The following is a 26221-nucleotide window of genomic DNA, read 5'->3' on the forward strand; positions in this document are numbered from 1 at the left end:
TCCGGGGGAGGATAGCCAAGTCGGCGGATGCCGGCGCCGGCGCCTGAGGCAAATATTAGCGTCGCGGGGTGGAGCAGCCCGGTAGCTCGTCAGGCTCATAACCTGAAGGTCGCAGGTTCAAATCCTGCCCCCGCAACCAACGCTTTTCGTTAGTGAGCGCAGCGAACTTAGGAAAAGCGTTGCCCCGGACTTGATCCGGGGCCCACCCTGAAACAAGCCGCCTTCGGGCGGCTTTTTTTGTGCCTGCCTGACCGCATCGCTGGGCATCGTTCCCTGCCCTCTGATTGCGCAAACCCGCCGGCTAGTATTCAACGTCACCGTGCCGCCCGATCGCGCGGCAGGGGAGGCGGGGCTGGTCTTGTCCGAGCGACGCGATGTGCTGCACAGCTGGTGCGTCCAGGCCGAGTGGGACGCGCCGACCGTGGTCGGCGGCGCCGGCGCGCATTTCTTCCTCGAAGACGGCCGCGCGATCCTCGACCTGTCGAGCCAGGCCGAATGCTGCAACCTTGGCCACCAGCATACCCGCGTGGTCGCCGCGATCCGCGACCAGGCCGAGCGATTGTGCTTCATCGCCAACGCCTGGGGCGCCGCCCCCCGCGCCGAGCTCGCCGCGCGCCTGCTTGACCTGTCGGGGTTCGCCGGCGGCCGTGTTTACTTCACCCTCGGCGGCGCCGACGCCAACGAAGCCGCGGTGCGCATCGCGCGCCAGGCATCGGCCAAGCCCAACGGCCTGATCGTCACCCGCGACCGCTCCTATCACGGCGCCAGCCAGCTCGGCATGGCGCTGTCGGGCGACGCCCGCACCCAATCTCAAGTTGACCCCGCGGCGCTCGGCGTGCGCCACGTCCCGCCGCCTTATGCCTACCGCTGCCCGTTCGGCAGCAGCGGCGGTGGCGATTGCGGGGTGGCCGCCGCCGCCGCAGTAGCCGAGTGCATCGACGCCGAGGGCGCTGAAGCGGTCGCGGCGGTAATGATGGAGCCTGACGCCGGCACCAACGGCATCGTCGCGCCCGACAGCTACTGGCCCGCGCTGCGCCGCCACACCGCCGAGCGCGGCGTCTTGCTCATCGCCGACGAGGTGATGAGCGCGTTCGGCCGCTGCGGCGAATGGTTTGCCTGGCAGCGCTATGGCGACGACGGTCGCCCCGACCTGATGACTTTGGCGAAAGGCCTGACCGGCGCCGCCGTCCCACTCGGGGCGGTGATTTTGTCCAACGCGCTCGCCGCTCGCCTCGATCACGAGCAATTCAACTCCGGCCTGACCTATTGCGGCCACCCGCTGGCCTGCGCCGCCGGCCTAGCCGCCATCGCCGCCTACGAGGAAGACGATCTGATCGCGCGCTCGCGCGACCTCGGCGCAACCCTGTTCGCCGAGCTGCAGCGCCTGCAGCAGCGCCACGCGGTAATCGGCGACGTACGCGGCGGTCGCGGCCTGTTCGCCGTGGTCGAATTGGTCGCCGACTGCGCTACTCGCGCCCCGCTCGCGCCGTGGCCCGAGCAGCCGCCGGCGCTGAAAGCGCTCGCCGCCGCCGCGCTCGCCGAGGGCGTCTCGCTCGCGACCCGCGGCAACCTCATCATCATCGCGCCGCCGCTGGTCATTTCTGAGCGCGACCTCGCCGACGCTCTCGCTTTGCTCGACCGCCTGCTCGCCCGCTTTTTTCCGAATCCCGAGTGACCGCCATGACCTTCCGCCTGACCTACGCAACGATGTTCAACCCGCCCGAATCGATGCACGAGCGGTTCGAGGCGGCGCTCGCCAATGTCCGCGCCAACCTCGGCCGGCGGCACGGCCTGTTCATCGATGGCGCCGACCGCGATGCCTCGGACTACGCCGAACGCGTCAGCCCGATCGACCACGACTTTCACCTCGGCGAATTCGCCCTCGCTAATCATGCCGATGTCGACGCCGCCTACGCGGCAGCCAGCGCGGCGTTTCCCGCCTGGCGCGCCACGCCCGCCACCGAACGCGCACGCCTGGTCCGCCGTGTCGGCGACCTAATGGAGGAGCGCGTCTACGACATCGCCGCCGCGCTCACCCTCGAGGTCGGCAAGAACCGCATGGAGGCGCTCGGCGAAGCGCAGGAAACGGTCGACTTCTTCCATCATTATGCCGACGAATTCGCCGCCGCCGACGGCTTCGACCGGCCGCTTCCCGACGATCCCCTCGACGGCGTCGCCTCGCACAACCGCAGCACGATGCGCCCGTACGGCGTGTGGGCGGTGATCGCGCCGTTCAACTTTCCGCTTGCGCTCGCCGGCGGCCCGGTCGCCGCCGCGCTGGTCACCGGCAACACCGTGGTGTGCAAGGGCGCCAGCGACACGCCGTGGGCGGTGCGTCTGCTCGCCGATTGTGTGCGCGACGCCGGCCTTCCGCCGGGCGTGTTCAATTTCCTTTCCGGCTCGGGCGCCGAGGTCGGCGCGGCGATGGTCGCGCATCCGCTGACTGCAGGGGCGACCTTCACCGGCTCGGCCGCGGTCGGCATGGATCTCGTCCGCACCATGGCCGGCGGCAAATATCCGCGCCCGTGCATCGCCGAGATGGGCGGCAAGAACCCGTGCATCGTCACCGCGAGCGCCGACCTCGAGCGCGCCGCCGCCGGCATCGTCCGCTCGGCGTTCGGCATGGGCGGGCAGAAATGCTCGGCGCTGTCGCGGCTCTATGTCGATGCCTCGGTCGCCGACGCCTTGGTCGAAAAGCTCCTCGCGCAGATCGCCGCGATCCGCATCGGCGATCCCACGTTGCGCGAGAACTGGCTCGGCCCCGTCGTCAACCGCACCGCCTACGGCAAATACGCCGATTATTCCGCGCAACTCGCCGCCTCCGCCACGATCCTCACCGGCGGCCGCCAGCGCACCGAGGGCGACCTCGCGCGCGGCTTCTATGTCGAGCCGATCCTCGCCGAAGCCACGCTCGACCACCCCTTGTGGCAACAGGAAATGTTCCTGCCGATCCTGATGGTCCACCGCACGTCGAACCGCGACGAGGCGATGCGCCTCGCCAACGATTCGGACCTCGGCCTCACCGCCGGTCTCTACGGTTCGGACGACGATATCGCCTGGTTCCACGACCAGATCGAGGCCGGCGTGACTTACTCCAACCGCGCGCAAGGCGCGACCACCGGCGCCTGGCCCGGCTATCAGCCGTTCGGCGGGTGGAAGGGCTCGGGCTCGACCGGCAAGGCGATCGCGTCGTTCTATTACCTCGCCCAATACATGCGCGAGCAGTCGCGCACGGTGGTCGAATAGGGATGGAGCTGCTCTCCCTCCACGACGCGATCGACCGCTTCGTGCCCGACGGCGCGAGCGTCGCGCTCGAGGGGTTCACCCACCTCATCCCGTTCGCCGCGGGCCACGAAATCATCCGCCAGGCGCGCCGCGACCTCCACCTCATCCGCATGACCCCCGACCTCATCTACGATCAGATGATCGGCGTGGGCTGCGCGGCGAAACTGACCTTTTCGTGGGGCGGCAACCCCGGGGTCGGCTCGCTCCACCGCCTGCGCGATGCGGTCGAGAATGGTTGGCCGCGCCCGCTCGAGCTCGACGAGCACAGCCACGCCGGGATGGCCGCGGCCTATTGCGCCGGCGCCGTCCGGCTGCCGTTCGGCATGCTGCGCGGCTATGCCGATACCGATCTGGCGGCGGTCAATCCCGCGATCCGCAGCGTCCGCTGCCCCTACACCGACGAAGCTTTGGCAACCGTCCCCGCGATCAACCCGGACGTCACCATCCTCCACGCCCAGCGAGCCGACTGCGCCGGCAATGTCGCCATCCACGGCATCATCGGCGCCCAGCGCGAAGCAGCGCTCGCGGCCAAGGCGCTGGTGGTGACGGTCGAGGAGATCGTCGACGAATTGCCCCCGGCGATGAACGCTGTGCTGCTGCCGCACTGGGTGGTCAGCTCGGTCGTCCACTGCCCCGGCGGCGCCGCCCCGTCCTACGCCCACGGCTGCTACGCCCGCGACAATGCTTTCTACAAGGATTGGGACGCCATCGCCCGCGACCGCGCGACCTTTTCGGAGTGGATGGACCGCAATGTCATGAGCAAGGCGGCATGACCGACTGGACCCCCGACGAGATGATGACCGTCGCCGCGGCGCGCGTGCTGTGGGACGGCTGCGTGTGCTTCGTGGGGATCGGCTTGCCCAGCGCGGCGTGCAATTTGGCGCGGCTGACCCACGCCCCCGACATCGTGCTGATCTACGAATCGGGCACTATCGGCACGCGACCGACCGTGCTGCCGCTGTCGATCGGCGACGGTGAGCTCGCCGAGACCGCGGCGTGCGTTGTCCCCCTGCCCGAAATTTTTGCCTATTTCCTCCAGGCCGGGCGGGTCGACGTCGGCTTTCTCGGCGCCGCGCAGATCGACCGCTTCGCCAACCTCAACAGCACCGTGATCGGCCCCTACGATGCCCCCGCCACCCGCCTCCCGGGAGCCGGCGGCGCGCCCGAGATCGCCGCCCACGCCAGGCAGACCTTCGTCGTCATGAAGGCGACCCCACGCAGCTTCGTCGAGAAATTAGACTTCCGCACCACCGCCGGTTTCCTCGACGGCGGCGATGCCCGCGCCCGCAGCGGCGCACGCGGAGCCGGGCCGCAACAAGTGATCACCGATTTCGGAATCCTTACCCCAGCCGCTGGCAGCAACGAGCTGACCCTCACCGCTTTGTTCCCTGGTGCGACAGTTGAAACGGCCCGCGCTGCGGTCGGCTGGCCACTGGCCATCGCCGACCAACTCGATCCGATCGCCCCGCCCACCGCGGACGAACTCGCGGTCCTGCGCGCGCTCCATGCCCGCACGGCGGAGGCCCATCGCCGTCCGGTCGAGCTTCCGGCATGACCCGCAATCTGTCACGAGGAGCCGCCGTGCAATCGCCCCACATCATCACCGAGCTTCCCGGGCCCAACGCCCGCGCCATGATCGCGCGCGACGCCGAAGTAATCTCGCCGTCCTACCCGCGCGATTATCCGTTCGTCATGGCCCGCGGCCGCGGCACCGAGGTGTGGGACGTCGACGGCAACCGCTTCCTCGATTTCGCCGCCGGCATCGCGGTGTGCGCCACCGGCCACGCCCACCCGCAGGTCGTCGCCGCGGTCCAGCAAGCGGCCGGCGAATTCCTCCACATCTCGTCCGATTACTGGCACGAGCGGATGATCGCGCTGGCCGAGCGCCTTGCCCGCCTCGCCCCGCTCGGCGAGCCAGCGATGAGCTTCCTCTGCCAGTCGGGCACCGAAGCGGTCGAAGGCGCGATAAAACTCGCCCGCTACGTCACCGGCCGCCCGCGCTTCATCGGCTTCCTCGGCGGCTTCCACGGCCGCAGCATGGGCTCGTTGTCGTTCACCTCGAGCAAATACACCCAGCAGAAGGGCTTCGGCCAAACCATGCCGGGCGTCACTCACGTGCCGTTCCCCGATCCCTATCGCCCGCTGTTCGCCGGTGACGACCAGGGCGCCGCGGTGCTCGACTACATCGCCATGCTGTTCGAGCGCAGCGTCCCCGCCGCCGATGTCGCCGCGATCCTGATCGAGCCGATCCAGGGCGAGGGCGGCTACATCGTCCCGCCGCCGGGCTTCCTCGCCGGCCTGCGCGCTTTGTGCGACGCCCACGGCATGCTGCTCATCTTCGACGAAGTGCAGTCGGGCGTCGGCCGCACCGGGCGGATGTTCGCGTGCGAGCATGACGGCGTCGCCCCCGACATCATGTGCGTTGCGAAAGGTCTCGGCTCGGGCCTGCCGATCGGCGCGGTCGTCGCCCGCCGCAAGCACATGCAGCAATGGGCGCGCGGCGCGCACGGCAACACCTACGGCGGCAACCCGATCGCCTGCGCCGCGGCGATCGCGACGCTCGATCTGGTCGAGAGCGACTACGCCGCCAATGCCGCTGAGGTTGGCGCTCACTTCATGTCCCGCCTGCGCGACCTGATGGCCGACTATCCATGCATCGGCGACGTCCGCGGCCGCGGCCTGATGATCGGCATGGAGCTGGTCGAAGCCGACGGCGCGCCGGCCAAGGCACTGTGCGATACGGTGATCACCCGCGCCTTCCACAACGGCCTGCTCTTGCTCTCGTGCGGCGCCAGCACCGTCCGCTTCATGCCCCCGCTGAGCACCACCAAAGACGAAATCGACGAGGCCCTCGCCCTCCTCCGCGCCGCGCTCGACGAAGCCCTCGCCTGATGCGCACCGCGCTGCTGATCGCCGCCGCTCTGCTCGCCGCTCCGGTAGCGGCCAAGCGCGAGCCGGTGCTCAAGCAGGTCGACCTGCCGCACAGCTATTACTGGCGCGAGCTGTACGTCCCCCAGCTCACCACCGGCCCCTCGAGCGCCGCTTTCACCCCCGACGGCCGCGCACTGATCTACTCGATGGGCGGCTCGCTGTGGCGTCAGACGATCGGCTCCAGCGAAGCGGTCGAGCTGACCCACGCCCGCGCCGCCTACGACTACCAACCCGACATCGCCCCCGACGGCCGCAGCGTCGTCTTCACCCGCTACGCCAATGACGCGTTCGAGCTGTGGCGCCGCGATTTGCGCACCGGCCGCGAGCAGCAATTGACCCGCGGCGGCGCGGTCAACCTCGAGCCGCGCCTGTCCCCCGACGGTAGGCAAATCGCCTGGGTCTCGACGCAAGGCACCAGCCACTTCAACCTGTTCATCGCGAACGTCACGTCTGCCGGCCTGACCAATCCCCGCCCGCTGGTCGCGCCGCGCCAAAGCACGATCGCGCGCTACTATTATTCCCCCCACGACCACGCCATCAACCCGGCCTGGACCCCCGACGGCAAGCGCATCCTCTACCTCGGCAATCCCGAGGTGGCGTGGGGCAGCGGCGACATCTGGTCGGTCGCAGTCGCCGACCCCGCCGACCGCCGCCGCATCCTCAGCGAGGAAACCTCGTGGAGCGCGCGCCCCGAAACCTCGCCCGACGGCGGCCGCATCCTGTTCTCCAGCTACCACGGCCGCCAGTGGCGCCAATTATGGCTGACCACCCCGTCCGGCGCCGCCCCGCTCCCGCTTGCCTTCGGCGAGTTCGACCGCGGCACCGCGCGCTGGTCGCCCGACGGTGAGCGGATCGCGTTCATCACCAACCAGAGCGGCAACACCAGCTTGGTCGTCCGCGATACCGTCGGCGGCGCCGAGACAAAAATCATTGCCGCCACCCGTCGCTACAAGACTCCCCACGCGCGCCTCACCCTCGACATCCGCGACGAAGCCGGGCGCAGCGTGCCCGCCCGCGTCGCAATCCTCGCCAGCGACGGCCGCGCGCACGCCCCCGCGTCCGCCTGGCTCCACGCCGACGACGGCTTCGACCGCTCGGCGCAAAAGGCCGAAACCGCTTATTTTCACTGCGCCTCGCCGTGCACGCTCGACGCCCCCGGCGGGCCCGCCGCGATCTGGGTTCAGCGCGGTTTTCGCTATCTGCCCTGGCGCCAAGCCGTCACTCTCGCTGGCACCCGAACCCTCGCCGTCAACCTCCAGCGCAACGACTTGCCTGCGGCGTTCGGCACCTTCCGCAGCGCCGATCTCCATGTCCACATGAATTACGGCGGCGCCTATCGCAACACTCCGGCCAACCTCGCGGCGCAAGCCCGCGCCGAAGACCTTGACCTCGTCCACAACCTCATCGTCAACAAGGAAGAACGAGTCCCCGACATCGGCTATTTCAGCCCCGATCCGGACCCCGCGGGCGGCGCCGGTGCGACCGTCCTCCACGCCCAGGAATATCACACCAGCCTGTGGGGCCACCTCGGACTGCTCGGCCTCACCAGCCACATCCTGACCCCCGATTTCTCGGCCTACCGCCAAACTGCTTTGACCAGCCCGTACCCGCACAATGGCGTGATTGCCAATCTCGCTCACGCCCAGGGCGCGCTGGTCGGCTACGTCCACCCGTTCGATTGGGACATCGACCCGGCGAAGGAGGAATCGCTGACCAACGCGCTCCCCGCCGACGTCGCCCACGGCAAGGTCGATTATCTCGAGATCGTCTCCTTCGCGGATCATAAGGCGACCGCGAAAATCTGGTACCGCCTGCTAAACCTTGGCTTCCGCCTCCCCGCCGGCGCCGGCACCGACGCAATGGCCAATTACGCCAGTTTGCGCGGCCCGGTCGGCATGAACCGCCTGTTCCTCGACACCGCCGGCGACGCCACTCCGGCGGCGATGAAGGCCGCGCTCAAGGCCGGCCGCAGCTTCGCCAGCAACGGGCCGTTGCTCGGGCTCGATATCGCCGGCCAGCGCCCCGGCGGCACCGTCGCGCGGCGTAGCGCGGGGACGCTCCCCTACCGCATCGCGCTGCGCTCCCCGGTCGCGGTCGATCACCTCGAGCTCGTCCATAACGGCAAAGTGATAAAATCCTTCGCCCTCACCGGCGATCGCCGCAGCTTCGATGCCGCGGGCGATCTCCCGATCGATGCCGGCGGCTGGCTCATCCTGCGCGCGTGGAACGACGGCGCCGACCCGCAGGTGCTCGATCTCTATCCCTACGCCACTACCAGCCCGGTCTATCTCGACCTCCCCGGCGGCCCCGCCACCGCGCGCGAGGACGCCGCTTACTTCGCCGCCTGGGTCGACCGCGTGCTCGCCGAGGCGGCCGCCCGCAGCGACTACAATAATCCGCGCGAACGCAGCGCGACGCTCGACTATCTGCGCACCGCGCGCGACCGCTACCGCCGCATGGCCGGAAGGACCGCCCGATGACCGACACCGCGATTGAAGCACCGCCGGCACGCCTGCTTGGCTTCTGGACCTGCACCGCGCTGGTCATCGGCAACACCATCGGCATCGGCATCTTCGTTCTGCCCGCGGTGCTCGCGCCGTTCGGCTTCAACGCTTTGCTCGGCTGGGGTGTGACGGTGCTCGGCTGCATCGTGCTGGCGCGGGTGTTCGCCCGCCTGGCGCGCGAATATCCCGGCGCCGACGGCCCCTACGGCTACGTCCGCGCCACCCTCGGCGAGACGCCCGCCTTCCTCGCCATCTGGTGCTATTGGGTATCGGTGTGGATCACCAATGCCGCGCTCGCCATCGGCGTCGTCGGCTATCTCGAGGCGATCTTCCCCGGGCTCGCCGGCATCGTCCCGCTGCCGCTGATCGCGCTCGGCTTGCTGTGGCTGTTCCTCGGTATCAATCTGTTCGGGGTGCGCACCAGCGGCCCGGTGCAGATCGTCATGACCGTCCTCAAGCTGCTGCCGATGGCGGCGGTGATTTTCTTCGGGCTGTGGATGCTGGTCGCCGAGCCCGCCGCATTCACCCGCGACCTGCCGCCGACGCCGATCAGCTTGCCGCTGGTGATGGCCGCCTCGACCATCGCTTTGTTCGCCATGCTCGGCTTCGAATCGGCGACCGTTCCCGCCAGCCGGGTCGATGACCCGGGCCGCACCATCCCCCGCGCGACGCTCGTCGGCACGCTCGTCACCGCCGCCATCTACATCGCCATTTCGGCGATCCCGATGCTGCTCATCCCGCAGGCCGAGCTGGCCAAGTCGAGCGCCCCGTTCGCCGATTTGCTGAGCCGCGAGCTCGGCGCCGGCAGCGGCCGCTGGCTCGCCTTGTTCGTCGTCATCAGCGGCTTGGGCGCGCTCAACGGCTGGACCTTGCTGGTCGGCGAATTGACCCGCACCATGGCCGCCAATCAGGTGATGCCCGCACTGTTCACCCGCAACAACAGCCGCGGCGCGCCGGTATTGGCGCTGCTAATGACGAGCGTCCTCGCCAGCATCATGATCCTGATGAACTACAGCGAATCTTTGGTCGACGGCTTCGCCTTCCTCAGCACGATGGTCACCGCCGCCAACCTTCCGCTGTATTTGTTCGCCGCGCTGGCGGTGATCATCCTGTGGCGTCGCGGCGGCCGTTCTCCGGGCCTCCTCGCGCTCGGCTTGCTCGGCACCGCTTATGCCGTCTTCGCCTTCATCGGCGTCGGCGGCGAGCCCTTCCTGTGGGCGCTCGCGCTCGCCGCGATCGGCATGCTGGTCTATCTGCTGATGCGCCGCCACCGCGCGCGATTGCCGACCGCCCAGCCTGAATGACACGCGACCCGCGCTACGACATCTTGTTCGAGCCGATCCAGCTCGGCCCGGTCGTCGCGCGCAACCGCTTCTTCCAGGTCCCCCACTGCAACGGCATGGGCCACGCCATGCCGCTCGCCCACGCCGCCATGCGCGAGGTCAAGGCCGAGGGCGGCTGGGCCGTGGTCAGCACCGAGGAATGCGAGATCCACCCGAGCGGCGACCTCTCGCCCTACATCGAGGCGCGGCTGTGGGACGATGCCGATATCCCCGCGCTGGCGCTGATGTGCGACCAGGTCCACGCCCACGGCGCGCTGGCGGCGATCGAGCTCGCCCACAACGGCGCCGCCGCGTCCAACCTCTACTCACGCGACGTGCTGCTCGCGCCGTCGCATTCGCCCCAGCTCGGCGGCCACCCGCAACAGGCGCGGATGATGAGCAAGCGCGACATCGCCGATTTCCGCGGCTGGCACCGCGCCGCCGCGCTGCGTGCCAGAAACGCCGGGTTCGATATCGTCTACGTATACGCCGCGCACGACCTCGCGCTGCCGATGCATTTCCTGCAAGCCCGCCGCAACCAGCGCACCGACGAATATGGCGGCAGCCTCGAAAATCGCGTGCGCCTGCTGCGCGAGCTGATCGAGGACACCAGGGACGCCGTCGGCGACCGCTGCGCCGTCGCGCTGCGCTTCGCCACCGAGGAGTTCCTCGGCGACGACGGCATCCGCGCCGACGGCGAAGCGCGCGAGGTTGTCGCCATGCTCGCCGAGCTGCCCGATGTGTGGGACGTCAACGTCTCGGCGTGGCACCACGACAGCGCGTCGTCGCGCTTCGCCGCGGAAAGCGCGCAGGAGCCGTTCATCGACTGGGTCAAGCAGGCCACGAGCAAGCCCGTCGTCGGGGTCGGCCGCTTCACCTCGCCCGACACCATGGCGAGCCAGCTCCGCCGCGGCATCATCGACATGATCGGCGCCGCGCGCCCGTCGATCGCCGACCCGTTCCTGCCGCGCAAGATCGAGGAAGGGCGGATCGACGACATCCGCGAATGCATCGGCTGCAACATCTGCATCAGCGGCGATCTCACCCACGTGCCCATCCGCTGCACCCAGAACCCGACCATGGGCGAGGAATGGCGCAAGGGCTGGCACCCCGAGACGATCGCTCCGAATCACGCCGCCGAAAAAGTGCTGGTGGTCGGCGCCGGGCCCGCCGGACTCGAAGTCGCCCGCGCGCTCGGCCAGCGCGGCTATGAGGTCCACCTCGCCGAGGCCTCGCGCGAATTGGGCGGGCGCGTCATCCGCGAAGCGCGCCTGCCCGGCCTCGCCGAATGGACCCGCGTGCGCGACTGGCGGGTCGGCCAGATCGAGCGTCTGCCCAACGTTTCGGTCTATCGCGAAAGCGCGTTGAGCGCCGACGATGTGCTCGCGTTCGGCGCCGACCATGTCGTCATCGCCACCGGCTGCCACTGGCGCCGCGACGGCCTCGGCCGCAGCACCGCCGCGCCGATCCCCGGCTTCGACCGCTTTCCGGTGTTCACCCCCGACGATGTGATGGACGGAAAAATTCCTCCCGGCCCGGTGCTGCTGTGGGACGACGACGGCTATTACCACGGCAGCGTGATGGCCGAATTTTTGCGCGCGGCGGGCGTTGAAGTGCTGTTCGTGACCCCCGCCGCCGCGCCCGCGCCGTGGACCCTCAACACGCTCGAATTCCCCCACATCCAGGCGCGCCTGCGCGAGCTCGACGTGACGATGCTCGCCTCGCAACGGCTGGTCGCGTTCGATGGCGCGCGCGCCACACTCCAGGACGTGTGGTCGGGCCGCACGACCGAGCATGCTTGCGCCTCCGTGCTGAGCGTTACCGCCCGCCTGCCCAAGGACAGCCTGTTCCACGACCTCGCCGCACGCGAAGCCGAGTGGGGCACCCTGCAATCGCTGCGCTGCATCGGCGACGCCGAAGCCCCCGGCGCGATCGTCCACGCGGTCTACGCCGGCCATCGCTACGCGCGCGAGCTGGGCGAACCCGCCGCCACCTCTTTCCGCCGCCAGCTTCCCGGCGTCACTCACCCGTAATACGCGCGCTCGCCATGGTCGCTGAGGTCGAGCCCTTCGCGCTCCTGCTCCTCGCCGTGGCGCAGCGCGGTGACTTGGCGAACCGCCGCGAAGCACAACGCCGATCCCGCCGCCGACCAGGCGATCGCCACCCCCACCGCGGCCAGTTGCGCCACCAACTGCGCGCCCAGCGCATAGCCTTCCGCGCCATGCCCGCCGAGAGCGGGCAGCGCGACGAACGCGGTGCCGATCGAGCCGACGATCCCGCCCAGCCCGTGGATCCCGAACACATCGAGGCTGTCGTCGATCCGCAGCCGATTCTTGAGCGAGCTGACGAACCCGTAGCAGGCCAGGCTTGCCGTCGCGCCGAGCAGCATCGCGCCGATCGGCCCCGCGATGCCCGCCGCCGGGGTTACCGCGACCAGCCCGGCGATCGCGCCCGACGCGCCGCCGAGCATTGACGGCTTGCCCGACACAAACCGTTCGATCCCCATCCACGCCAACACCCCCGCGGCGGGCGCGGCGAACGTATTGACCATCGCCACCGCGGCGAGCCCGTTGGCCTCGAGCGCCGAGCCCCCGTTGAATCCGAACCAGCCGACCCACAGCAGACCCGCGCCGACCAGCGTCAACGCCAGCGAGTGCGGCGGCATCGCCTCGCGCAAATGGCCCAGCCGCGGCCCCGCGAACGCGACCCCCACCAACCCCGCCACCCCGGCGTTGATGTGGACCACCGTGCCCCCGGCGAAATCGATCGCGCCCATCGCGAACAGCAGGCCCTCCGCCGCCCACACCATGTGCGCCAGGGGGGCGTAGACGATGGTCAGCCACAGCAAGGCGAACAGCATCATCGCGGCGAACCGCACGCGCTCGACCAGCGCCCCGATGACCAATGCCGCGGTGATCGCCGCGAAGCTCATCTGGAACGCCACGAACACCAGCTCGGGAATCGCCTCGCCCGCGGTCGCCAGCGGCCACGCCGCGTCGCCGCCGATCCCCGCCAGCCCGGCCTTGCCGAGATAGCCGAACAGCGCATTGCCTTCGCCGAACGCGAGGCTGTAGCCCCACCCGATCCAGCACAGCACCGCCACCGCAGTAATCCCGAGCACCTGGCTCATCACCGACAGCAAATTCTTGGCCCGCACCAACCCGCCGTAGAACAAGGCCAGCCCGGGCAGCAGCATCATCAGCACCAGCGCGGTCGACACCAGCATCCACGCCGTGTCGCCGCTGTCGATCGTCAGTCCCTCGTTCATGTCACCCCCGGTTGCGCCAACGCCCACGCTAAAGCGCCAAGGCACCGCGCGGCCATGTGAATCGTTCACCTCGCATGGCCCGCTCCGATCCCCCCGCGCCGATGGAGGCTTTGCTCGCCGCCGAGCTGCCCGATGGCGCAGGCTGGCACTACGAGCCCAAATGGGACGGCTTCCGCTGCCTCGCCTCGCGCGACGGCGGCGAGGTCTCGCTGATCTCCAAGTCGGGCAAGCCGCTCGGGCGTTATTTTCCGGAGGTGGTCGCGATGCTGAACGGCCTCGAGGAAAAACAATTTCTGCTCGACGGCGAACTGATCCTGCCGGTCGGCGATGCGCTATCGTTCGAAGCGCTCCAGATGCGCCTCCACCCCGCCGAAAGCCGCATTCGCCGGCTGAGCTGCGAAACCCCCGCCGAATATATGCTGTTCGACCTCCTCGCGGTCGGCGGCAAATCCCTTGCCGAGAAGCCGCTTAGCGACCGCCGCGCCGCGCTCGAACGCTTTCACGCCGCCCAGCGCATCCCCGGCCTGCTGTTGTCTCCCGTCACCGCCAGCTGCGCCGAGGCCCAGGCTTGGCTCGACCGCAGTGGCGGCGCACTCGATGGCGTCATCGCCAAGCGCGCCGACCAGCCATATCGTTTCGGCGAGCGCGCGATGGTCAAGGTCAAGCAGCAGCGCACGGCCGACTGCGTGGTTGGCGGCTTCCGCTATGCGGAGAAGAAAAAGGAGGTCGGCTCGCTGCTGCTCGGCCTCTACGACGACGCCGGCCTGCTCCACCATGTCGGCTTCACCTCGGCGCTCAAGGCCGAGGACCGCGCAAAACTAACTGCCAAGTTAGAAAAACTAATCTCATCGCCCGGCTTCACCGGCAACGCGCCTGGGGGCCCAAGCCGCTGGGCCACCGCGCGCTCGGCCGAGTGGCACCCGCTCAAGCCCAGCCTGGTGGTCGAAGTGCGCTACGATCAGGTCACCGGCCGCCGTTTCCGCCACGGCACCGGCCTGCTGCGCTGGCGTCCCGACAAGGCGCCCGCGCAATGCACCTTCGACCAGCTCGCCCCCGAGTTGCGCCCGTCCGAGCTGGCGCAACTGTTCGGCTGAGCCTCAGCGCAGCTCGTAGCCGGCGAGGCACTCCGCCACCCACCGCGCCGCGGTCAGCGCGCTCAAGTCGCTCGGGTCGAGCGCCGGGTCCCACTCGGTCAAATCGATCACGCGCACCCGCGGGTCCGACGCCAGCCGGCGTACCGCAGCAAAGAAATCCGCCGCGGCCATCCCCCCCGGCCGTGCGCCCGGCGCTCCGGGCAACTGCGCGCGGTCGAGGACGTCGATGTCGCAATCGATCACCAGCGCGTCGCAATGCGCGACATGGTCGAGCGCGTGGGCGATGGCGTGGTCGATGCCGTGCGCCCGCACGTCGCCCAGGGTGATGACGAGGTTGCCCGCCGCCACCGCGTCGCGGTGCATTGCGGCGCTGTTGGCAAAGCTGGCCAGCCCGACCTGCGCGATATTGGCGCCGGGCAGCCCGTCCTCGAGCAAGGCCCGCACCGGGTTGCCGTTGCTCAGTCCCTGGTCGGTGTCGCGCATGTCGAAATGGGCGTCGAGGGTGATCAACCCGATCTCGTCGAGCGACCCACCGAGCCCGAGCAAAGCCGGCCGCGTCACCGCATTATTGCCGCCGACCAGCAGTGTCAGCGCATGCGCCTCGGCGCTGTCCGCCACCGCGTCGCGGATCGGCCCCGTGGCGTCCTCGATGCTCATTCCCGCCACGGCCACGTCGCCGCGGTCGGCAACCAAGGTCGCCAGCTCGCGCCCGGTCTCGACATCGTAGCGCCCGATCCGCGGCAGGGTCGCGCGTAACAGCCCCGGAGCCTTGTCGCACGCCCCCGCCGTCACCGACCCAGCCGCGAGCGGCACGCCGAGCAGCCCGACCGGCGCCGCCGCGTCGCGCGCCACCAGCAGCTCGGCAAGGTTGGGCCAACTCCCCATGCTTTGACGGTATCACCGGAGGTGCCCTAAGGCGATTCCATGTGGGACCGCCTGCTCATCGACTGCCACGTCGCGACGATGGTGCCGCGCGCCGGCGACCCGCTGGGGGTGGTCCGCAACGGCGCGATCGGCATCCTCGACGGCAAGATCGTCCGCGTCGGCCCGCGCACCGAAATGGCCGGCACGCGCGCTTCCGAAGTCGTCCCACTCGGCGGCGCCTGGGTCACCCCTGGGCTGATCGACTGCCACACCCACCTGGTGTTCGGCGGCAACCGCGCCGACGAGCATGCCATGCGCCGTGCCGGCGCCTCCTATGAGGACATCGCCAACGCCGGCGGCGGCATCGCCTCGACCGTCGCCCACACTCGCGCCGCCTCCGCCACCGAGCTGATCGACGGCGCCCGCCGCCGCCTCCACGCACTGATGCGCGGCGGCTGCACCACGGTCGAAATCAAGTCCGGCTACGGCCTCGACACCGCCGCCGAAATGCGCCTGCTCAACACCGCCAAGGCCCTTGGGCGAAGCGAGCCGGTGCGCGTCGTCGCCACCCTGCTCGCGCTCCATGCGCTCCCCCCCGGACGCGATCGCGCCGAGTTCGTCGACGAAGCGGTCGAGCAGATGATCCCGGCGGTCGCCGCGGCCGGCCTCGCCACCAGCGTCGACGCCTTCTGCGAATCCATCGGCTTCACCCTCGCCGAGACCGAGCGCCTGTTCGCCGCCGCCACCGCGCACGGCCTGCGCGTAAAACTTCACGCCGAGCAATTGAGCAACCGCGGCGGCGCCAAAATGGCCGCGCGCTACGAGGCGCTGTCGGCCGACCACCTCGAGCATATTGACGAGGCCGGGGTCGCCGCGATGGCCGAGGCGGGCATGGTCGCGGTGCTTCTGCCCGGCGCTTTCTATGCGTTGCAGGAAACCCGCAAGCCGCCGGTCGACCTGCTGCGCGCCTATGGCGTGCCGATGGCGGTCGCGACCGACTGCAACCCCGGCACCTCGCCCTTGCTGTCGCCGACTCTGGCGATCAACATGGCGTGCACCCTGTTCGGCCTGACCCCGGAGGAGGCGCTGGCCGGGATGACCGTCAACGCCGCCCGCGCGCTCGGGCTCGAAGCGGAGGTCGGCACCCTCGCCCCGGGCAAGGCCGCCGACCTCGCGGTGTGGCGCGAAAGCCCAATCGAGCTCGCCTACTGGATCGGGCTGCCCGGGCCAGAGCGGCGGATTTTCGGAGGACTGGATTGTTGAGCTCCGACCGCCGCGATAACAGCCGCCACATTCGCGCCCGCCGCGGCCCCGAGATCGTCGCCCAATCATGGGCGACCGAAGCTGCCGTCCGCATGCTGATGAACAACCTCGACGAGGAAGTCGCCGAGGACCCGCAGAGCCTGGTGGTTTATGGCGGGATCGGCCGCGCCGCGCGCAACTGGGCGTGCTTCGACTCCATCGTCGCCACCCTCGAGCGGCTCGGCGACGAGGAAACCCTGCTGGTCCAGTCCGGCAAACCGGTCGGCGTGTTCCGCACCCACCGCGACGCCCCGCGCGTGCTGATCGCCAACTCCAACCTCGTCCCCAAATGGGCGACGTGGGAGAAATTCAACGAATTGGATCGCCTCGGGCTGACGATGTACGGCCAGATGACCGCCGGCTCGTGGATCTACATCGGCACCCAGGGCATCGTCCAAGGCACCTTCGAGACCTTCGCCGAAATGGGCCGCCAGCATTATGGCGGCGATCTCAAGGGCAAATGGATCCTCACCGCCGGCCTCGGCGGGATGGGCGGCGCGCAGCCGCTCGCCGCGGTGATGGCCGGCGCGCATTGCATCGCCGTCGAATGCCAGGAATCATCGATCGAAAAGCGCCTCGCCACCCGCTACCTCGATCATCGCGCGACCAGCATCGACCAGGCGCTCGAGATCATCGCCGCCGCAACCGAGCCGACCAGCGTCGGCCTGCTCGGCAACGCCGCCGAAATCCTTCCCGAAATGGTCGCGCGCGGAATCCGCCCCGACGCGGTGACCGACCAGACCAGCGCCCACGATCCCGCCAACGGATACCTTCCGATCGGCTGGACCGTCGCCGAATGGATCGCCAAACGCGAAACCGATCCCGCCGCGGTCGCCGCCGCCGCGCGCGCCTCGATGGCCAAACATGTCGAGGCCATGCTCGCCTTCCAGGCAATGGGCATCCCGACCTTCGACTACGGCAACAACATTCGCCAAGAGGCCAAGGATGAAGGCGTCACCCATGCCTTCGACTTTCCGGGGTTCGTCCCGGCCTACGTCCGGCCCTTGTTCTGCCGCGGCATCGGCCCGTTCCGCTGGGTCGCGCTGAGCGGCGATCCCGAGGACATCTACAAGACCGACCAGCGCGTAAAAGAAATGATCCCCGACGATCCGCACCTCCACCGCTGGCTCGACATGGCGCGCGAGCGGATCGCCTTTCAGGGCCTCCCCGCGCGGATCTGCTGGGTCGGCCTCGGCCAGCGCCACCGCCTGGGCCTCGCCTTCAACGAGATGGTCAGGAACGGCGAAGTCTCCGCCCCGATCGTCATCGGCCGCGACCATCTCGACTCAGGCTCGGTCGCCTCCCCCAACCGCGAAACCGAATCAATGCAGGACGGCAGCGACGCGGTCAGCGACTGGCCACTGCTCAACGCCTTGCTCAACACCGCGTCGGGCGCGACCTGGGTCTCGCTCCACCACGGCGGCGGGGTCGGCATGGGCTATTCGCAGCACGCCGGCATGGTCATCGTCGCCGACGGCAGCGACGACGCCGCCCGCCGCCTCGAGCGAGTCCTGTGGAACGACCCCGCGACGGGCGTCATGCGCCATGCCGACGCCGGCTACGAGATCGCGGTCGACTGCGCCCAGGAACAGGGGCTGGACTTGCCCATGATTGGCGGAACCGGGGGTCAGAATGCTGGCGTTTGAGCTGTTCGTCGACGACCGCCGGATTTGCGTCGCCGGCATGGAAGATTGGGCGGTGATGTCGGTCATCCTGTCGGGGGTTCGCCGCCGCGAACAGGATCCCGATGACGCGGGCCGGCTCGACATCGCGGCCGGCGGCTTGTCGGAAACCGGCGCGGACGGCGCGTCCTTTCACTCGCGCTGGGAAAAGGTCGATCTCACGGTCGGCAGCCGGGTGGTCATCAACCTCGTCGAAACCGATCAGCCCGATCCGCCGATCAAGCGCTACCGGTCGGATCGCGAGCATCACGAATCGCCGTTCACCGACGAGGAAATCGAGGAAATGGAGCGCGAGGATTACGCTCGGCTCAAGGCCAAGTTCGAGCCGAGCCCCGGCGACCGGGCATGACGATCGGCGGCTAGCGTCCGGCGCATGGCTATCCGTCATCCGGGTGCCCGTCGACTTCGCTCAGGACAGGCCTGAGCCGGGATCCGCCTACTTCCCTCGCGCACAAGAAAAAGGCATCGAGCACCACGGCGACATACAGCAATACGGTCAGGAATTTCATTGAAGCTGAACCCGGAACAGATTTCGCTCGGGCAATTGCGCGCTTTGTGGGCGGGCGCGTCCGCGTCGCTCGATGACTCGGCACTGACCCGCGTCGCCGCCGCCGCCGCCACGGTCGATCGCATCGTCGCGTCGGGCGACACCGTCTATGGGGTCAACACCGGCTTCGGCCTGCTCGCCAACACCCGCATCCCCCATGATCGCCTCGCCGAGCTCCAGACTAACCTCATCCTCAGCCACAGCGCCGGCCTCGGCGATCCGCTGCCGCGCCACGTCACCCGCCTGATGATCGTCCTCAAATTGCTTGGCCTCGGCCGCGGCTTTTCCGGGGTGCGGGTCGAGGTCATCGCTGCGCTCCAGGCTTTGCTCGATTCCGGCGCCATGCCGGTCATCCCCAGCCAAGGCAGCGTCGGCGCCTCGGGCGACCTCGCCCCGCTCGCGCACCTCATCGCCGCGCTGATGGGCCACGGCAGCATTGACCTCGCCGGCGAAACGATGCCCGCCGCCGCGGCGCTGCAAAAGCTCGGCCGCGAGCCGCTCGCGCTTGGGCCTAAGGAAGGACTCGCGCTGATCAATGGCACCCAGGCCTCGACCGCCATCGCCCTCGACGCCTTGTTCGCCGGTGAGCGCGTGTTTGCCGCCGCGCTCGCCGCCGGCGCGCTGTCGGTCGATGCGCTCAAGGGCAGTGCAAAACCGTTCGACCCGCGCCTGTCCGCGCTGCGCGGCCAGCCCGGCCAAATCCGCGTCGCCGCCGCCATCGCCTCCTACCTCGAGGGCAGCGCGATCATGGCCAGCCACGGCCGCTGCGGCCGGGTCCAGGACCCCTACAGCTTCCGCTGCCAGCCGCAGGTAATGGGCGCCGCGCTCGACTTGCTCGCCAACGCCGCGCGTACCCTGGTCATTGAGGCCGCGGCGGTGACCGACAATCCGATCGTCTTCCCCGATACCGATGAAGCCATTTCGGGCGGCAATTTCCACGCCCAGCCGGTCGCCTTCGCCGCCGACACCATCGCGATCGCCTTGTGCGAGGTCGGCTCGATCTCTGAGCGCCGCACCTCGGTGCTGGTCGATCCCAAGATGAGCGGGCTGCCCGCCTTCCTGGTCGAGGATTCGGGGGTCAATTCGGGGCTGATGATCCCCCAGGTCACCGCCGCCGCTCTGGTCAGCGAGAACAAGAGCCTGGCCTTCCCCGCCTCGGTCGATTCGATCCCCACCTCGGCCGGGCAGGAGGATCATGTCTCGATGGCGCCGATCGCCGCGCGCAAGGCGTCCACCATCGCGCGCAACAACGCCGGGGTGATCGCGATCGAGCTGATCGCCGCCGCGCAAGGCGTCGACTGCCACGCCCCGCTCAAGACGTCGGCCCGGCTCCAGGCGATCCACGCCAAGGTCCGCGCGATGTCGCCGCACATGACCGCCGACCGCTATTGGGCGACCGACATGGCCGCGCTTCAGGGCGCGGTGCTCGCCGGCGAGTTCGGCGATAGCGACCTGCTTGGCTAGGCTGCTTCGACCTTCGACTTGAACAGCCCGAGCAGCATTCCCCAGCCGCCGTCCATGCTCTCGAATTCTTGCGCCGCCCCCTCGCCCATGCGCTCGAGGTCGCGGTGCTCGAAGTGGACGATGGTGACCTCGCCGCGCGCCTCGAAATTGACCTCGACCGTGGTCGCGAAATCGGGATCGTAATCGAACTCGCGGTTCAATTGCCACGCCAGCACCAGCCGGCTCGGCGGCTCCCACGCCAGCACCCGCCCCCACATATGTTCGGACCCGTCGGCCCCTTTTTCATACCACCGCCCCCCGCCCCGCGGCTCGATCACGACATCGATCTGTATGGTGTGCGCAGCGACGCTGTGTTCCTTGTGCCACCACTCCCCCATGCGGCCCGCGAACACCTCGAACGCGCGCTGGATCGGCGCCCTGACCTCGATGGTCTTGCGGATTGCGGCGGGCGCGATGCGTTGCTGCGCGGGGTGGTTCATGGCCTGTCCTCCTGTTCGGCGAGCGTTTTGAAATTGGCCAGGCTGCGGTCCCATTGCTGGTCGAGCCAGCGCCGCATCGGACCCAGCCCGGCAGGGTCGATGCGATAGATGCGGCTGGTCCCGCGGGCCTCGGCGACGACCAGCCCGGCGTCCTTCAAGACTTTGAGATGCTGCGACACCGCCGGCCGGCTGACCGGCAATCCGGCCGCGATCGCCGCCACCGCGCATGGGCCGCCGGCGAGCCGCTCGAACACCGCGCGTCGGGTCGGGTCGGCTAAAGCAGCGAAGGCCAAATCACTCATGTGCCCATTAGTAAGTCACCACTTACCAATGAGTCAAGCGTGTGTCTCGAGCGAGGGTTGGGAGGGACCCGGTTGCTGCCGATGCCCCTCCCTGCGCCGCTATTTCTCGCCGAGGTTGGCGAGGATCTGGCTGGCCGTCATTGGACCGCGCACGAAGGTGTCGGTGTGGCTAGAGATATGCTTGCGCAGCTCGATTCCCGCGCGCGGCCCATAGGTAAGTCCGAGCTTTTTTGCCGCCGCCTCGAACGCCGCGTCCTGCTCGGGCGTGGTGACCGGCGCAATCATCAGATAGTCCCATGCGGCGCCGTCGGTGTGGACATAGATTTGCGCGGTCGGCTGGCCCGCTTCGCGCGCGATCCGCTCCTGCTCGGCGAGCCACTTCAATAGCGCCACCTGGTGCCCCGGCGCGGCGTGATAAATCGACACGATCCCGCTTCCGGCCGATTGCGCGGCGGCGCCTGTCGGCAACGCCAAGGCAAGCGCGGCGGCAGCCGCGAGGGCAAGTTTGATATGCATCGTGATGGTTCCCCAATGTGTCGGCCGCAGCCGGTTCGCCCGGTCGCTTGGCCGGTCGGCTGGTCGGTGCACGGGAACGCCACGGGTGAAAGGATCAGCGCCCTGGAATTAACCTGAATTAATTGGCTACGGCAAGCGATCTCAGTGAAAATCGCGGCTCTTGGGGATGCAGTCGACATTGCGCGGGTGCATGGCGGCGGGCGGCCGCCAACTGCCGCCGCCGTCCCCCTGGTTGAGCGTCGACGGCAGCGCATCGTCGCTCAAATGCCGCAGCATCGCCGTGTCGTCCTCCAGCTTGCGCGCGACGACATGGATCACCGCGTCGTCCTTTTGGACGATGCCGTGCACCGCGATCAGCCGCGCGCCCATCACGATCCGCCGCTGGGCCTCGAACACATCGGGCCAGATGACCAGATTGGCGATCCCGCTTTCGTCCTCCAGCGTGATGAAGCACACGCCCTTTGCACTGCCCGGCCGCTGACGGATCAGCACCAGCCCGGCGAGCGACACGCGCTTGCCGTCGCGGATCGATTTCAGCGCGTCCGCGGTGACGAACCCGCGGCTTGCATAATGCTCGCGCAAAAACTGCATGGGATGTGCTTTCAGGCTCAGGCGCACGGTCTGGTAATCGCTGACGACATGCTCGCTGAGTGGCATTTGCGGGAGCTGCGCGATCTCCGCTTCGGACCCCTCGTCGCGCGCGTCCGCGGCGGCGAACAGCGGCAATTCGGGCGCCGCCTTGAGCGCCTTGGAATCCCACAGCGCGGCGCGGCGGTCGAGCCCGAGGGAGCGAAATGCGTCGGCCTCGGCGAGCCGCTGGATGGCGTGGACGGGCACGTGCGCGCGGGTGCGCAAATCCTCGACCGTGGCATAGGGGCGGAAAGGGGTGATCTGAGCGGCATCAAGGCTGCGCAGTCCTTCGACCTGGCGGAGGCCAAGACGCAAAACTTTGCTCCCCCTCCCGCTGGCGGGAGGGGGTTGGGGGGTGGGGCTGTGAGACGGAAAAGCAGGCCCGCCCCCGACCCCTCCCGCAAGCGGGAGGGGAGCCTCAAGCGAACAATCCCAATCGCTCAAATTCACATCCACGCCGCGCACTTCGACCCCATGCTCGCGCGCATCGCGGACGATCTGCGCCGGAGCGTAAAACCCCATCGGCTGCGAGTTCAAAAGCGCCGCCGCAAACGCCGCCGGATATTTCCACTTGAGCCAGCTCGACACGTACACGAGGTGCGCAAAACTCGCCGCGTGGCTTTCCGGAAAGCCATACTCCCCAAAACCCTTGATCTGGTCGAAGCAGCGCTGCGCGAAACCGGGATCGTAGCCTCGGCGCACCATCCGCCCGACCATCTTGTCCTGCAGCAATTCGATCGTCCCGCGGCTGCGGAAGGTCGCCATCGCCTTGCGCAGCTGGTTGGCCTCGGCGGGCGAGAATTTCGCCGCGTCGAGCGCGATCTTCATCGCCTGCTCCTGGAAAATCGGCACCCCCAAGGTGCGCCCCAAAATCTGCTGCAATTCGTCGCCCGGCCCGTGCGTTGGGTCGGGGCACGGAAAGGTCACCGCATCCTTGCCCTGGCGGCGCTTCAAATACGGGTGCACCATGTCGCCCTGGATCGGCCCCGGCCGGACGATCGCGACTTCGATCACCAGGTCGTAAAAGCAGCGCGGGCGCAGCCGCGGCAGCATGTTCATCTGCGCCCGGCTTTCGACCTGGAACACGCCCAGCGAATCGCCGCGACACAGCATGTCGTAGACCTCGGGCACCTCCTGCGGCACCGTCGCCAAATCCCATCGCTCGCCATGATGCGCCGCGATCAAATCGAAGCATTTGCGGATGCAGGTCAGCATGCCGAGCGCGAGCACGTCGATCTTGAGGATGCCGAGTTCCTCGATGTCGTCCTTGTCCCATTCGATGAAGGTGCGGTCGTCCATCGCGCCGTTGCCGACCGGCACCGTCTCGGTCAGCGGCCGCTCGGTCAGAATGAACCCGCCGACATGCTGCGACAAATGGCGCGGCATGCCGATCATCTGCGCGGCGAGCTTGAGCGTTCGGCGCAAGTGCGGGTCGGAGGCGTCGAGCCCGGCTTCTGCCACGCGCTCGTCGGCGATCTCGCCTTCCATGCTGCCCCAATGGGTCGAGGCGATCGCCGCGGTGACGTCTTCGGAGAGGCCCATCACCTTGCCCACCTCGTGATCGCCGAGCGCGGGCGGTAGTGGATCACGGTCGCCGCGATGCCGGCCCGCTCGCGGCCGTATTTTTGATAGATGTGCTGGATCACTTCCTCGCGTCGCTCATGTTCGAAATCGACGTCGATGTCGGGCGGCTCCTTGCGCTCTTCGCTGATGAAGCGCTCGAACAGCAAATCGCTGGTCGCCGGGTCGACCGCGGTGATGCCGAGGCAGAAACACACCGCGCTGTTGGCCGCGCTGCCGCGCCCCTGGCACAGGATCGGAGGATCGAGCGACCGCGCAAAGGCGACGATGTCGTGGACGGTCAAAAAATAGCGCGCGAAGTCGAGCCGCTCGATCAGCGCAAGCTCGTGGCGGAGCTGCTTGTCGACCTTGCCCGAAACGCCGTCGGGCCAGCGGGTCCTGGCACCTTCCCACGTCAAAAGCTCGACATACTGCTGCGGCGAGCGGCCCTCGGGCACACTCTCGCGCGGATATTCGTAGCGCAGTTCGTCGAGGCTGAAATCGAGCGCGTCGGCAAAGCTGCGCGTCGCCGCAATCGCATGCGGCCAGCGCTCGAACAGCCGCGCCATTTCGGCCGGCGATTTCAAATAGCGCTCGGCATTGGGGTTGAGCAGATAGCCCGCCGTGGCCAGCGTCACTTTCTCGCGGATGCAGCTCATCACGTCCTGCAGCGGCCGCCGCTCGGGTTCATGATAATGAACGTCGTTGGTGGCGAGGATATTGCAGCGATTGGCGCGCGCGATGCGGTCGAGCCGCTCGATCCGCGCGAGGTCGTCACCGCGATAGAGATGCGCCGCCGCGACATGATGCAGCGCCGGCAGCGCTTCGCGGAGGCGCGGAAGCCCATCTTCGAACGCGTCAATGTCCTCCGGCCAGGCGATGAAAGCGATGCCCTCTCGATGCTCCGCGACATCGGCCAGGGTGAGCTCGCATTCGCCCTTCACCGCGCGCATCTTCCCCAAGCTCAGCAGCCGCGACAGCCGCCCGTAACCGTCGCGGTCGCGTGGGTAAGCGAGCAGGCTCACTTCCCCCCTCCCGCCAGCGGGAGGGGAAGAGCTGCGAAGCAGCGAAGGGGAGGGCCTGTCCGAAGCCTCACAGGCCCTCCCCCCATCCCCTCCCGCAAGCGGGAGGGGGGCAAGATCCAGCCGGCACCCGATCAGCGGCCGCAACCCCGCGCCTTTTGCCGCGCTGTGCAGTCGCACCACCCCGGCCAGCGTGTTACGGTCGGCGACCCCGATCGCGTCCATCCCCAGCTCGAGCGCGGTCAGCACCAGCTCGATCGCGTCCGATGCCCCGCGCAAGAACGAGAACGGCGTCGCCACCCCCAGCTCGACATAATCTGCGCGCGGAATCGCTTCGAGCGGCCCGTCGCGCACCAGTTTCTTGCGCCCGAATCCGGTATACTCGGGCATCAGCCAAACAGCCCGTGCAGAAACCACTCGGGCGCCCCGCCGCGCCCGTCGCCGAACAGCCCTTCGCGATAAATCCAGAACCGCCGCCCGGCCGCATCCTCGACCCGGTAATAATCGCGCAGCCGCGTCCCCGCCGGTTGTCGCCACCACTCGGGCGCGATCCGCTCGGGCCCCTCGACCCGCGCGATGTCATGCACCCCGCGCCGCCACACGAACCGCCGCGGCAACCCCTCCGGAGTCGCGTAAATCACCGCAATCGCCTCGGGCGCATCAAGCAGGCGCTGGGGGCGCTTCTGCTCCCCCTCCCGCATTGCGGGAGGGGGTTGGGGGGAGGGCCTGTCTCGCAACGCGCCCCCCCATCCGCTCGCCAGCTCGGGCAAATGGCTTCCGCGCGTAGTCGGCCGACGCACCCGTTCGGCGCCGAGCCGCGCCACCAGCCGGTCGATCAGCCGCGCCAGCTCGAGCTCGCGCGGCGGCTCGCCGAGCAGCGCATCCTGCTCGGACCCGAGCGGCTCGCACCACGCCGCGGTCAGCGCGAAGCCGTCGAACCCGAACCCCGGGTCGAGCCGCTCGAGCTTTTCACTCAGCAACCGCACGACATGCGCCGCATCGCGCGTCGGGCGTGCGGTTTCCGTCGCCGCCTCGCCGACCTCGCCGTCGACGCGAAAGGCGTGGAACACGATCCGCCGCGCGCCCAGCCGGCGCCGCGCCAGCTCGCGCGCCAGCGGGTCGGCCAATCGCGCCAGCGCGCTCCTGAGGATCGCTGGATCGGCCACCGGCTCGGCCAGCCGCAACGCAGCGCGCGGCGGCGGCTCGGCGCGCGTCGCGGTCAGCGGCTCGGGCAGGCGCCCCAGCGCGCGGTCGAGCGCGTCGATCGGATTGTCCGCTTCGCGAAAGCGCCGCGCCAGGCTCCGCCGCGGCACCCCCGCCAGCGCGCCGATGGTCTTGAGCCCGAGCCGTTCGAGCGTCCGCGTCGCGGTCGCAGGAAGGCGCAAAGCTGCAACGGGCAGGGGGGCGAGGAGGGTGCTGAGCCCCTCTCCCGTTGAGGGAGAGGGGAAG

General features: G+C 68.9%; 20 protein-coding genes, 1 tRNA gene and 1 pseudogene. 14 read left to right on the forward strand and 8 right to left on the reverse strand.

Annotated elements, in window-relative coordinates; all coding sequences use genetic code 11:
- Positions 1-62 precede the first annotated feature (62 nt).
- The 9 genes from RMP08_RS02410 to RMP08_RS02450 all read left to right on the forward strand — a co-directional run bounded on the left by RMP08_RS02410 (position 63) and on the right by RMP08_RS02450 (position 12075).
- A tRNA-Met gene (locus tag RMP08_RS02410) sits at positions 63-139 on the forward strand.
- Between the two features lie 180 nt (positions 140-319).
- The gene (locus RMP08_RS02415; protein WP_310467377.1) at positions 320-1675 is read left to right on the forward strand and encodes an aminotransferase class III-fold pyridoxal phosphate-dependent enzyme; all 1356 of its coding nucleotides are present in this window, start codon (positions 320-322) and stop codon (positions 1673-1675) included.
- A gap of 5 nt (positions 1676-1680) precedes the next feature.
- Positions 1681-3246 carry an aldehyde dehydrogenase family protein gene (locus RMP08_RS02420; protein ID WP_310467398.1) on the forward strand — a complete coding sequence of 522 codons (1566 nt, stop codon included), beginning with the start codon at positions 1681-1683 and terminating at the stop codon, positions 3244-3246.
- 2 nt (positions 3247-3248) lie between these two features.
- Positions 3249-4058: a CoA-transferase gene (locus tag RMP08_RS02425; RefSeq protein WP_310467378.1), complete on the forward strand. Its 810-nt coding sequence runs from the start codon at positions 3249-3251 to the stop codon at positions 4056-4058.
- Entirely contained in the window at positions 4055-4840 is a 786-nt protein-coding gene (locus RMP08_RS02430; RefSeq protein WP_310467379.1) for a CoA-transferase, read from the forward strand. The genes RMP08_RS02425 and RMP08_RS02430 overlap by 4 nt, the downstream gene beginning before the upstream one ends.
- A gap of 26 nt (positions 4841-4866) precedes the next feature.
- Positions 4867-6177 (forward strand): acetyl ornithine aminotransferase family protein, encoded by a 1311-nt coding sequence (locus RMP08_RS02435; protein ID WP_310467380.1) that lies wholly within the window; start codon positions 4867-4869, stop codon positions 6175-6177.
- Entirely contained in the window at positions 6177-8696 is a 2520-nt protein-coding gene (locus RMP08_RS02440; protein WP_310467381.1) for a CehA/McbA family metallohydrolase, read from the forward strand. The genes RMP08_RS02435 and RMP08_RS02440 overlap by 1 nt, the downstream gene beginning before the upstream one ends.
- Complete coding sequence (locus tag RMP08_RS02445) at positions 8693-10024, forward strand: amino acid permease (protein ID WP_310467382.1); 1332 nt, start codon at positions 8693-8695, stop codon at positions 10022-10024. The genes RMP08_RS02440 and RMP08_RS02445 overlap by 4 nt, the downstream gene beginning before the upstream one ends.
- Entirely contained in the window at positions 10021-12075 is a 2055-nt protein-coding gene (locus RMP08_RS02450) for an FAD-dependent oxidoreductase (RefSeq protein ID WP_310467383.1), read from the forward strand. The genes RMP08_RS02445 and RMP08_RS02450 overlap by 4 nt, the downstream gene beginning before the upstream one ends.
- Here RMP08_RS02450 and RMP08_RS02455 read toward each other — a convergent pair.
- Positions 12066-13310, reverse strand: coding sequence for an ammonium transporter (locus RMP08_RS02455; RefSeq protein WP_310467384.1), 1245 nt, complete (start codon positions 13308-13310; stop codon positions 12066-12068). The two genes, RMP08_RS02450 and RMP08_RS02455, sit on opposite strands and share 10 nt — an antisense overlap.
- Before the next feature lie 74 nt (positions 13311-13384).
- On the opposite strand from RMP08_RS02455, the gene RMP08_RS02460 reads away from it, so the two are divergent.
- Positions 13385-14404 (forward strand): ATP-dependent DNA ligase, encoded by a 1020-nt coding sequence (locus RMP08_RS02460; RefSeq protein ID WP_310467386.1) that lies wholly within the window; start codon positions 13385-13387, stop codon positions 14402-14404.
- 3 nt (positions 14405-14407) lie between these two features.
- On the opposite strand, the gene RMP08_RS02465 is transcribed toward RMP08_RS02460, so the two are convergent.
- Positions 14408-15289, reverse strand: a complete 882-nt coding sequence (locus RMP08_RS02465) for an arginase family protein (protein ID WP_310467388.1) — start codon at positions 15287-15289, stop codon at positions 14408-14410.
- 39 nt (positions 15290-15328) lie between these two features.
- Here RMP08_RS02465 and hutI point away from each other — a divergent pair, with 39 nt between their 5' ends.
- From hutI to RMP08_RS02480, 3 genes are read left to right on the forward strand one after another with little or no spacing between them, the layout of a single operon-like run.
- On the forward strand, positions 15329-16531 hold the full coding sequence (gene hutI, locus RMP08_RS02470) for an imidazolonepropionase (RefSeq protein WP_310467389.1): 1203 nt from the start codon (positions 15329-15331) through the stop codon (positions 16529-16531).
- Positions 16528-18216, forward strand: coding sequence for a urocanate hydratase (gene hutU, locus RMP08_RS02475; protein ID WP_310467390.1), 1689 nt, complete (start codon positions 16528-16530; stop codon positions 18214-18216). The genes hutI and hutU overlap by 4 nt, the downstream gene beginning before the upstream one ends.
- Entirely contained in the window at positions 18203-18601 is a 399-nt protein-coding gene (locus RMP08_RS02480; RefSeq protein ID WP_310467391.1) for a hypothetical protein, read from the forward strand. Before hutU ends, RMP08_RS02480 begins: the two co-directional genes overlap by 14 nt.
- Before the next feature lie 28 nt (positions 18602-18629).
- Here RMP08_RS02480 and RMP08_RS02485 read toward each other — a convergent pair whose 3' ends face one another.
- Positions 18630-18761, reverse strand: coding sequence for a hypothetical protein (locus tag RMP08_RS02485; protein WP_310467392.1), 132 nt, complete (start codon positions 18759-18761; stop codon positions 18630-18632).
- Between RMP08_RS02485 and hutH the strand changes: the two genes are divergently transcribed.
- Positions 18761-20263, forward strand: a complete 1503-nt coding sequence (gene hutH, locus RMP08_RS02490; RefSeq protein ID WP_310467393.1) for a histidine ammonia-lyase — start codon at positions 18761-18763, stop codon at positions 20261-20263. The genes RMP08_RS02485 and hutH overlap by 1 nt on opposite strands.
- On the opposite strand, the gene RMP08_RS02495 is transcribed toward hutH, so the two are convergent.
- The 5 genes and pseudogenes from RMP08_RS02495 to RMP08_RS02515 all read right to left on the reverse strand — a co-directional run.
- Positions 20260-20742, reverse strand: a complete 483-nt coding sequence (locus tag RMP08_RS02495) for an SRPBCC family protein (protein ID WP_310467394.1) — start codon at positions 20740-20742, stop codon at positions 20260-20262. The two genes, hutH and RMP08_RS02495, sit on opposite strands and share 4 nt — an antisense overlap.
- Positions 20739-21044: a metalloregulator ArsR/SmtB family transcription factor gene (locus tag RMP08_RS02500; protein ID WP_310467395.1), complete on the reverse strand. Its 306-nt coding sequence runs from the start codon at positions 21042-21044 to the stop codon at positions 20739-20741. The genes RMP08_RS02495 and RMP08_RS02500 overlap by 4 nt, the downstream gene beginning before the upstream one ends.
- Before the next feature lie 99 nt (positions 21045-21143).
- Positions 21144-21560, reverse strand: a complete 417-nt coding sequence (locus tag RMP08_RS02505; protein WP_310467396.1) for a hypothetical protein — start codon at positions 21558-21560, stop codon at positions 21144-21146.
- 141 nt (positions 21561-21701) lie between these two features.
- A pseudogene (locus tag RMP08_RS02510) lies at positions 21702-25078 on the reverse strand (error-prone DNA polymerase).
- Positions 25079-25161: 83 nt separating this feature from the next.
- The coding region (locus tag RMP08_RS02515) for a DUF6504 family protein (RefSeq protein WP_310467397.1) at positions 25162-26221 on the reverse strand (1060 nt) is incomplete at its 5' end.

It is taken from the genome of Sphingomonas sp., from assembly GCF_031426035.1.
Classification (GTDB): Bacteria; Pseudomonadota; Alphaproteobacteria; order Sphingomonadales; family Sphingomonadaceae; genus Sphingomicrobium.

What these genes read in the sequence shown, in the direction of transcription:
- RMP08_RS02420 (WP_310467398.1), top strand. Translation starts at nt 1,681, where the DNA reads ATGACCTTCCGCCTGACCTACGCAACGATGTTCAACCCGCCCGAATCG.
- RMP08_RS02425 (WP_310467378.1), top strand. Translation starts at nt 3,249, where the DNA reads ATGGAGCTGCTCTCCCTCCACGACGCGATCGACCGCTTCGTGCCCGAC.
- RMP08_RS02430 (WP_310467379.1), top strand. Translation starts at nt 4,055, where the DNA reads ATGACCGACTGGACCCCCGACGAGATGATGACCGTCGCCGCGGCGCGC.
- RMP08_RS02440 (WP_310467381.1), top strand. Translation starts at nt 6,177, where the DNA reads ATGCGCACCGCGCTGCTGATCGCCGCCGCTCTGCTCGCCGCTCCGGTA.
- RMP08_RS02445 (WP_310467382.1), top strand. Translation starts at nt 8,693, where the DNA reads ATGACCGACACCGCGATTGAAGCACCGCCGGCACGCCTGCTTGGCTTC.
- RMP08_RS02450 (WP_310467383.1), top strand. Translation starts at nt 10,021, where the DNA reads ATGACACGCGACCCGCGCTACGACATCTTGTTCGAGCCGATCCAGCTC.
- RMP08_RS02455 (WP_310467384.1), bottom strand. Translation starts at nt 13,310, where the DNA reads ATGAACGAGGGACTGACGATCGACAGCGGCGACACGGCGTGGATGCTG.
- RMP08_RS02460 (WP_310467386.1), top strand. Translation starts at nt 13,385, where the DNA reads ATGGCCCGCTCCGATCCCCCCGCGCCGATGGAGGCTTTGCTCGCCGCC.
- RMP08_RS02465 (WP_310467388.1), bottom strand. Translation starts at nt 15,289, where the DNA reads ATGGGGAGTTGGCCCAACCTTGCCGAGCTGCTGGTGGCGCGCGACGCG.
- hutI (WP_310467389.1), top strand. Translation starts at nt 15,329, where the DNA reads ATGTGGGACCGCCTGCTCATCGACTGCCACGTCGCGACGATGGTGCCG.
- RMP08_RS02480 (WP_310467391.1), top strand. Translation starts at nt 18,203, where the DNA reads ATGCTGGCGTTTGAGCTGTTCGTCGACGACCGCCGGATTTGCGTCGCC.
- RMP08_RS02485 (WP_310467392.1), bottom strand. Translation starts at nt 18,761, where the DNA reads ATGAAATTCCTGACCGTATTGCTGTATGTCGCCGTGGTGCTCGATGCC.
- RMP08_RS02495 (WP_310467394.1), bottom strand. Translation starts at nt 20,742, where the DNA reads ATGAACCACCCCGCGCAGCAACGCATCGCGCCCGCCGCAATCCGCAAG.
- RMP08_RS02500 (WP_310467395.1), bottom strand. Translation starts at nt 21,044, where the DNA reads ATGAGTGATTTGGCCTTCGCTGCTTTAGCCGACCCGACCCGACGCGCG.
- RMP08_RS02505 (WP_310467396.1), bottom strand. Translation starts at nt 21,560, where the DNA reads ATGCATATCAAACTTGCCCTCGCGGCTGCCGCCGCGCTTGCCTTGGCG.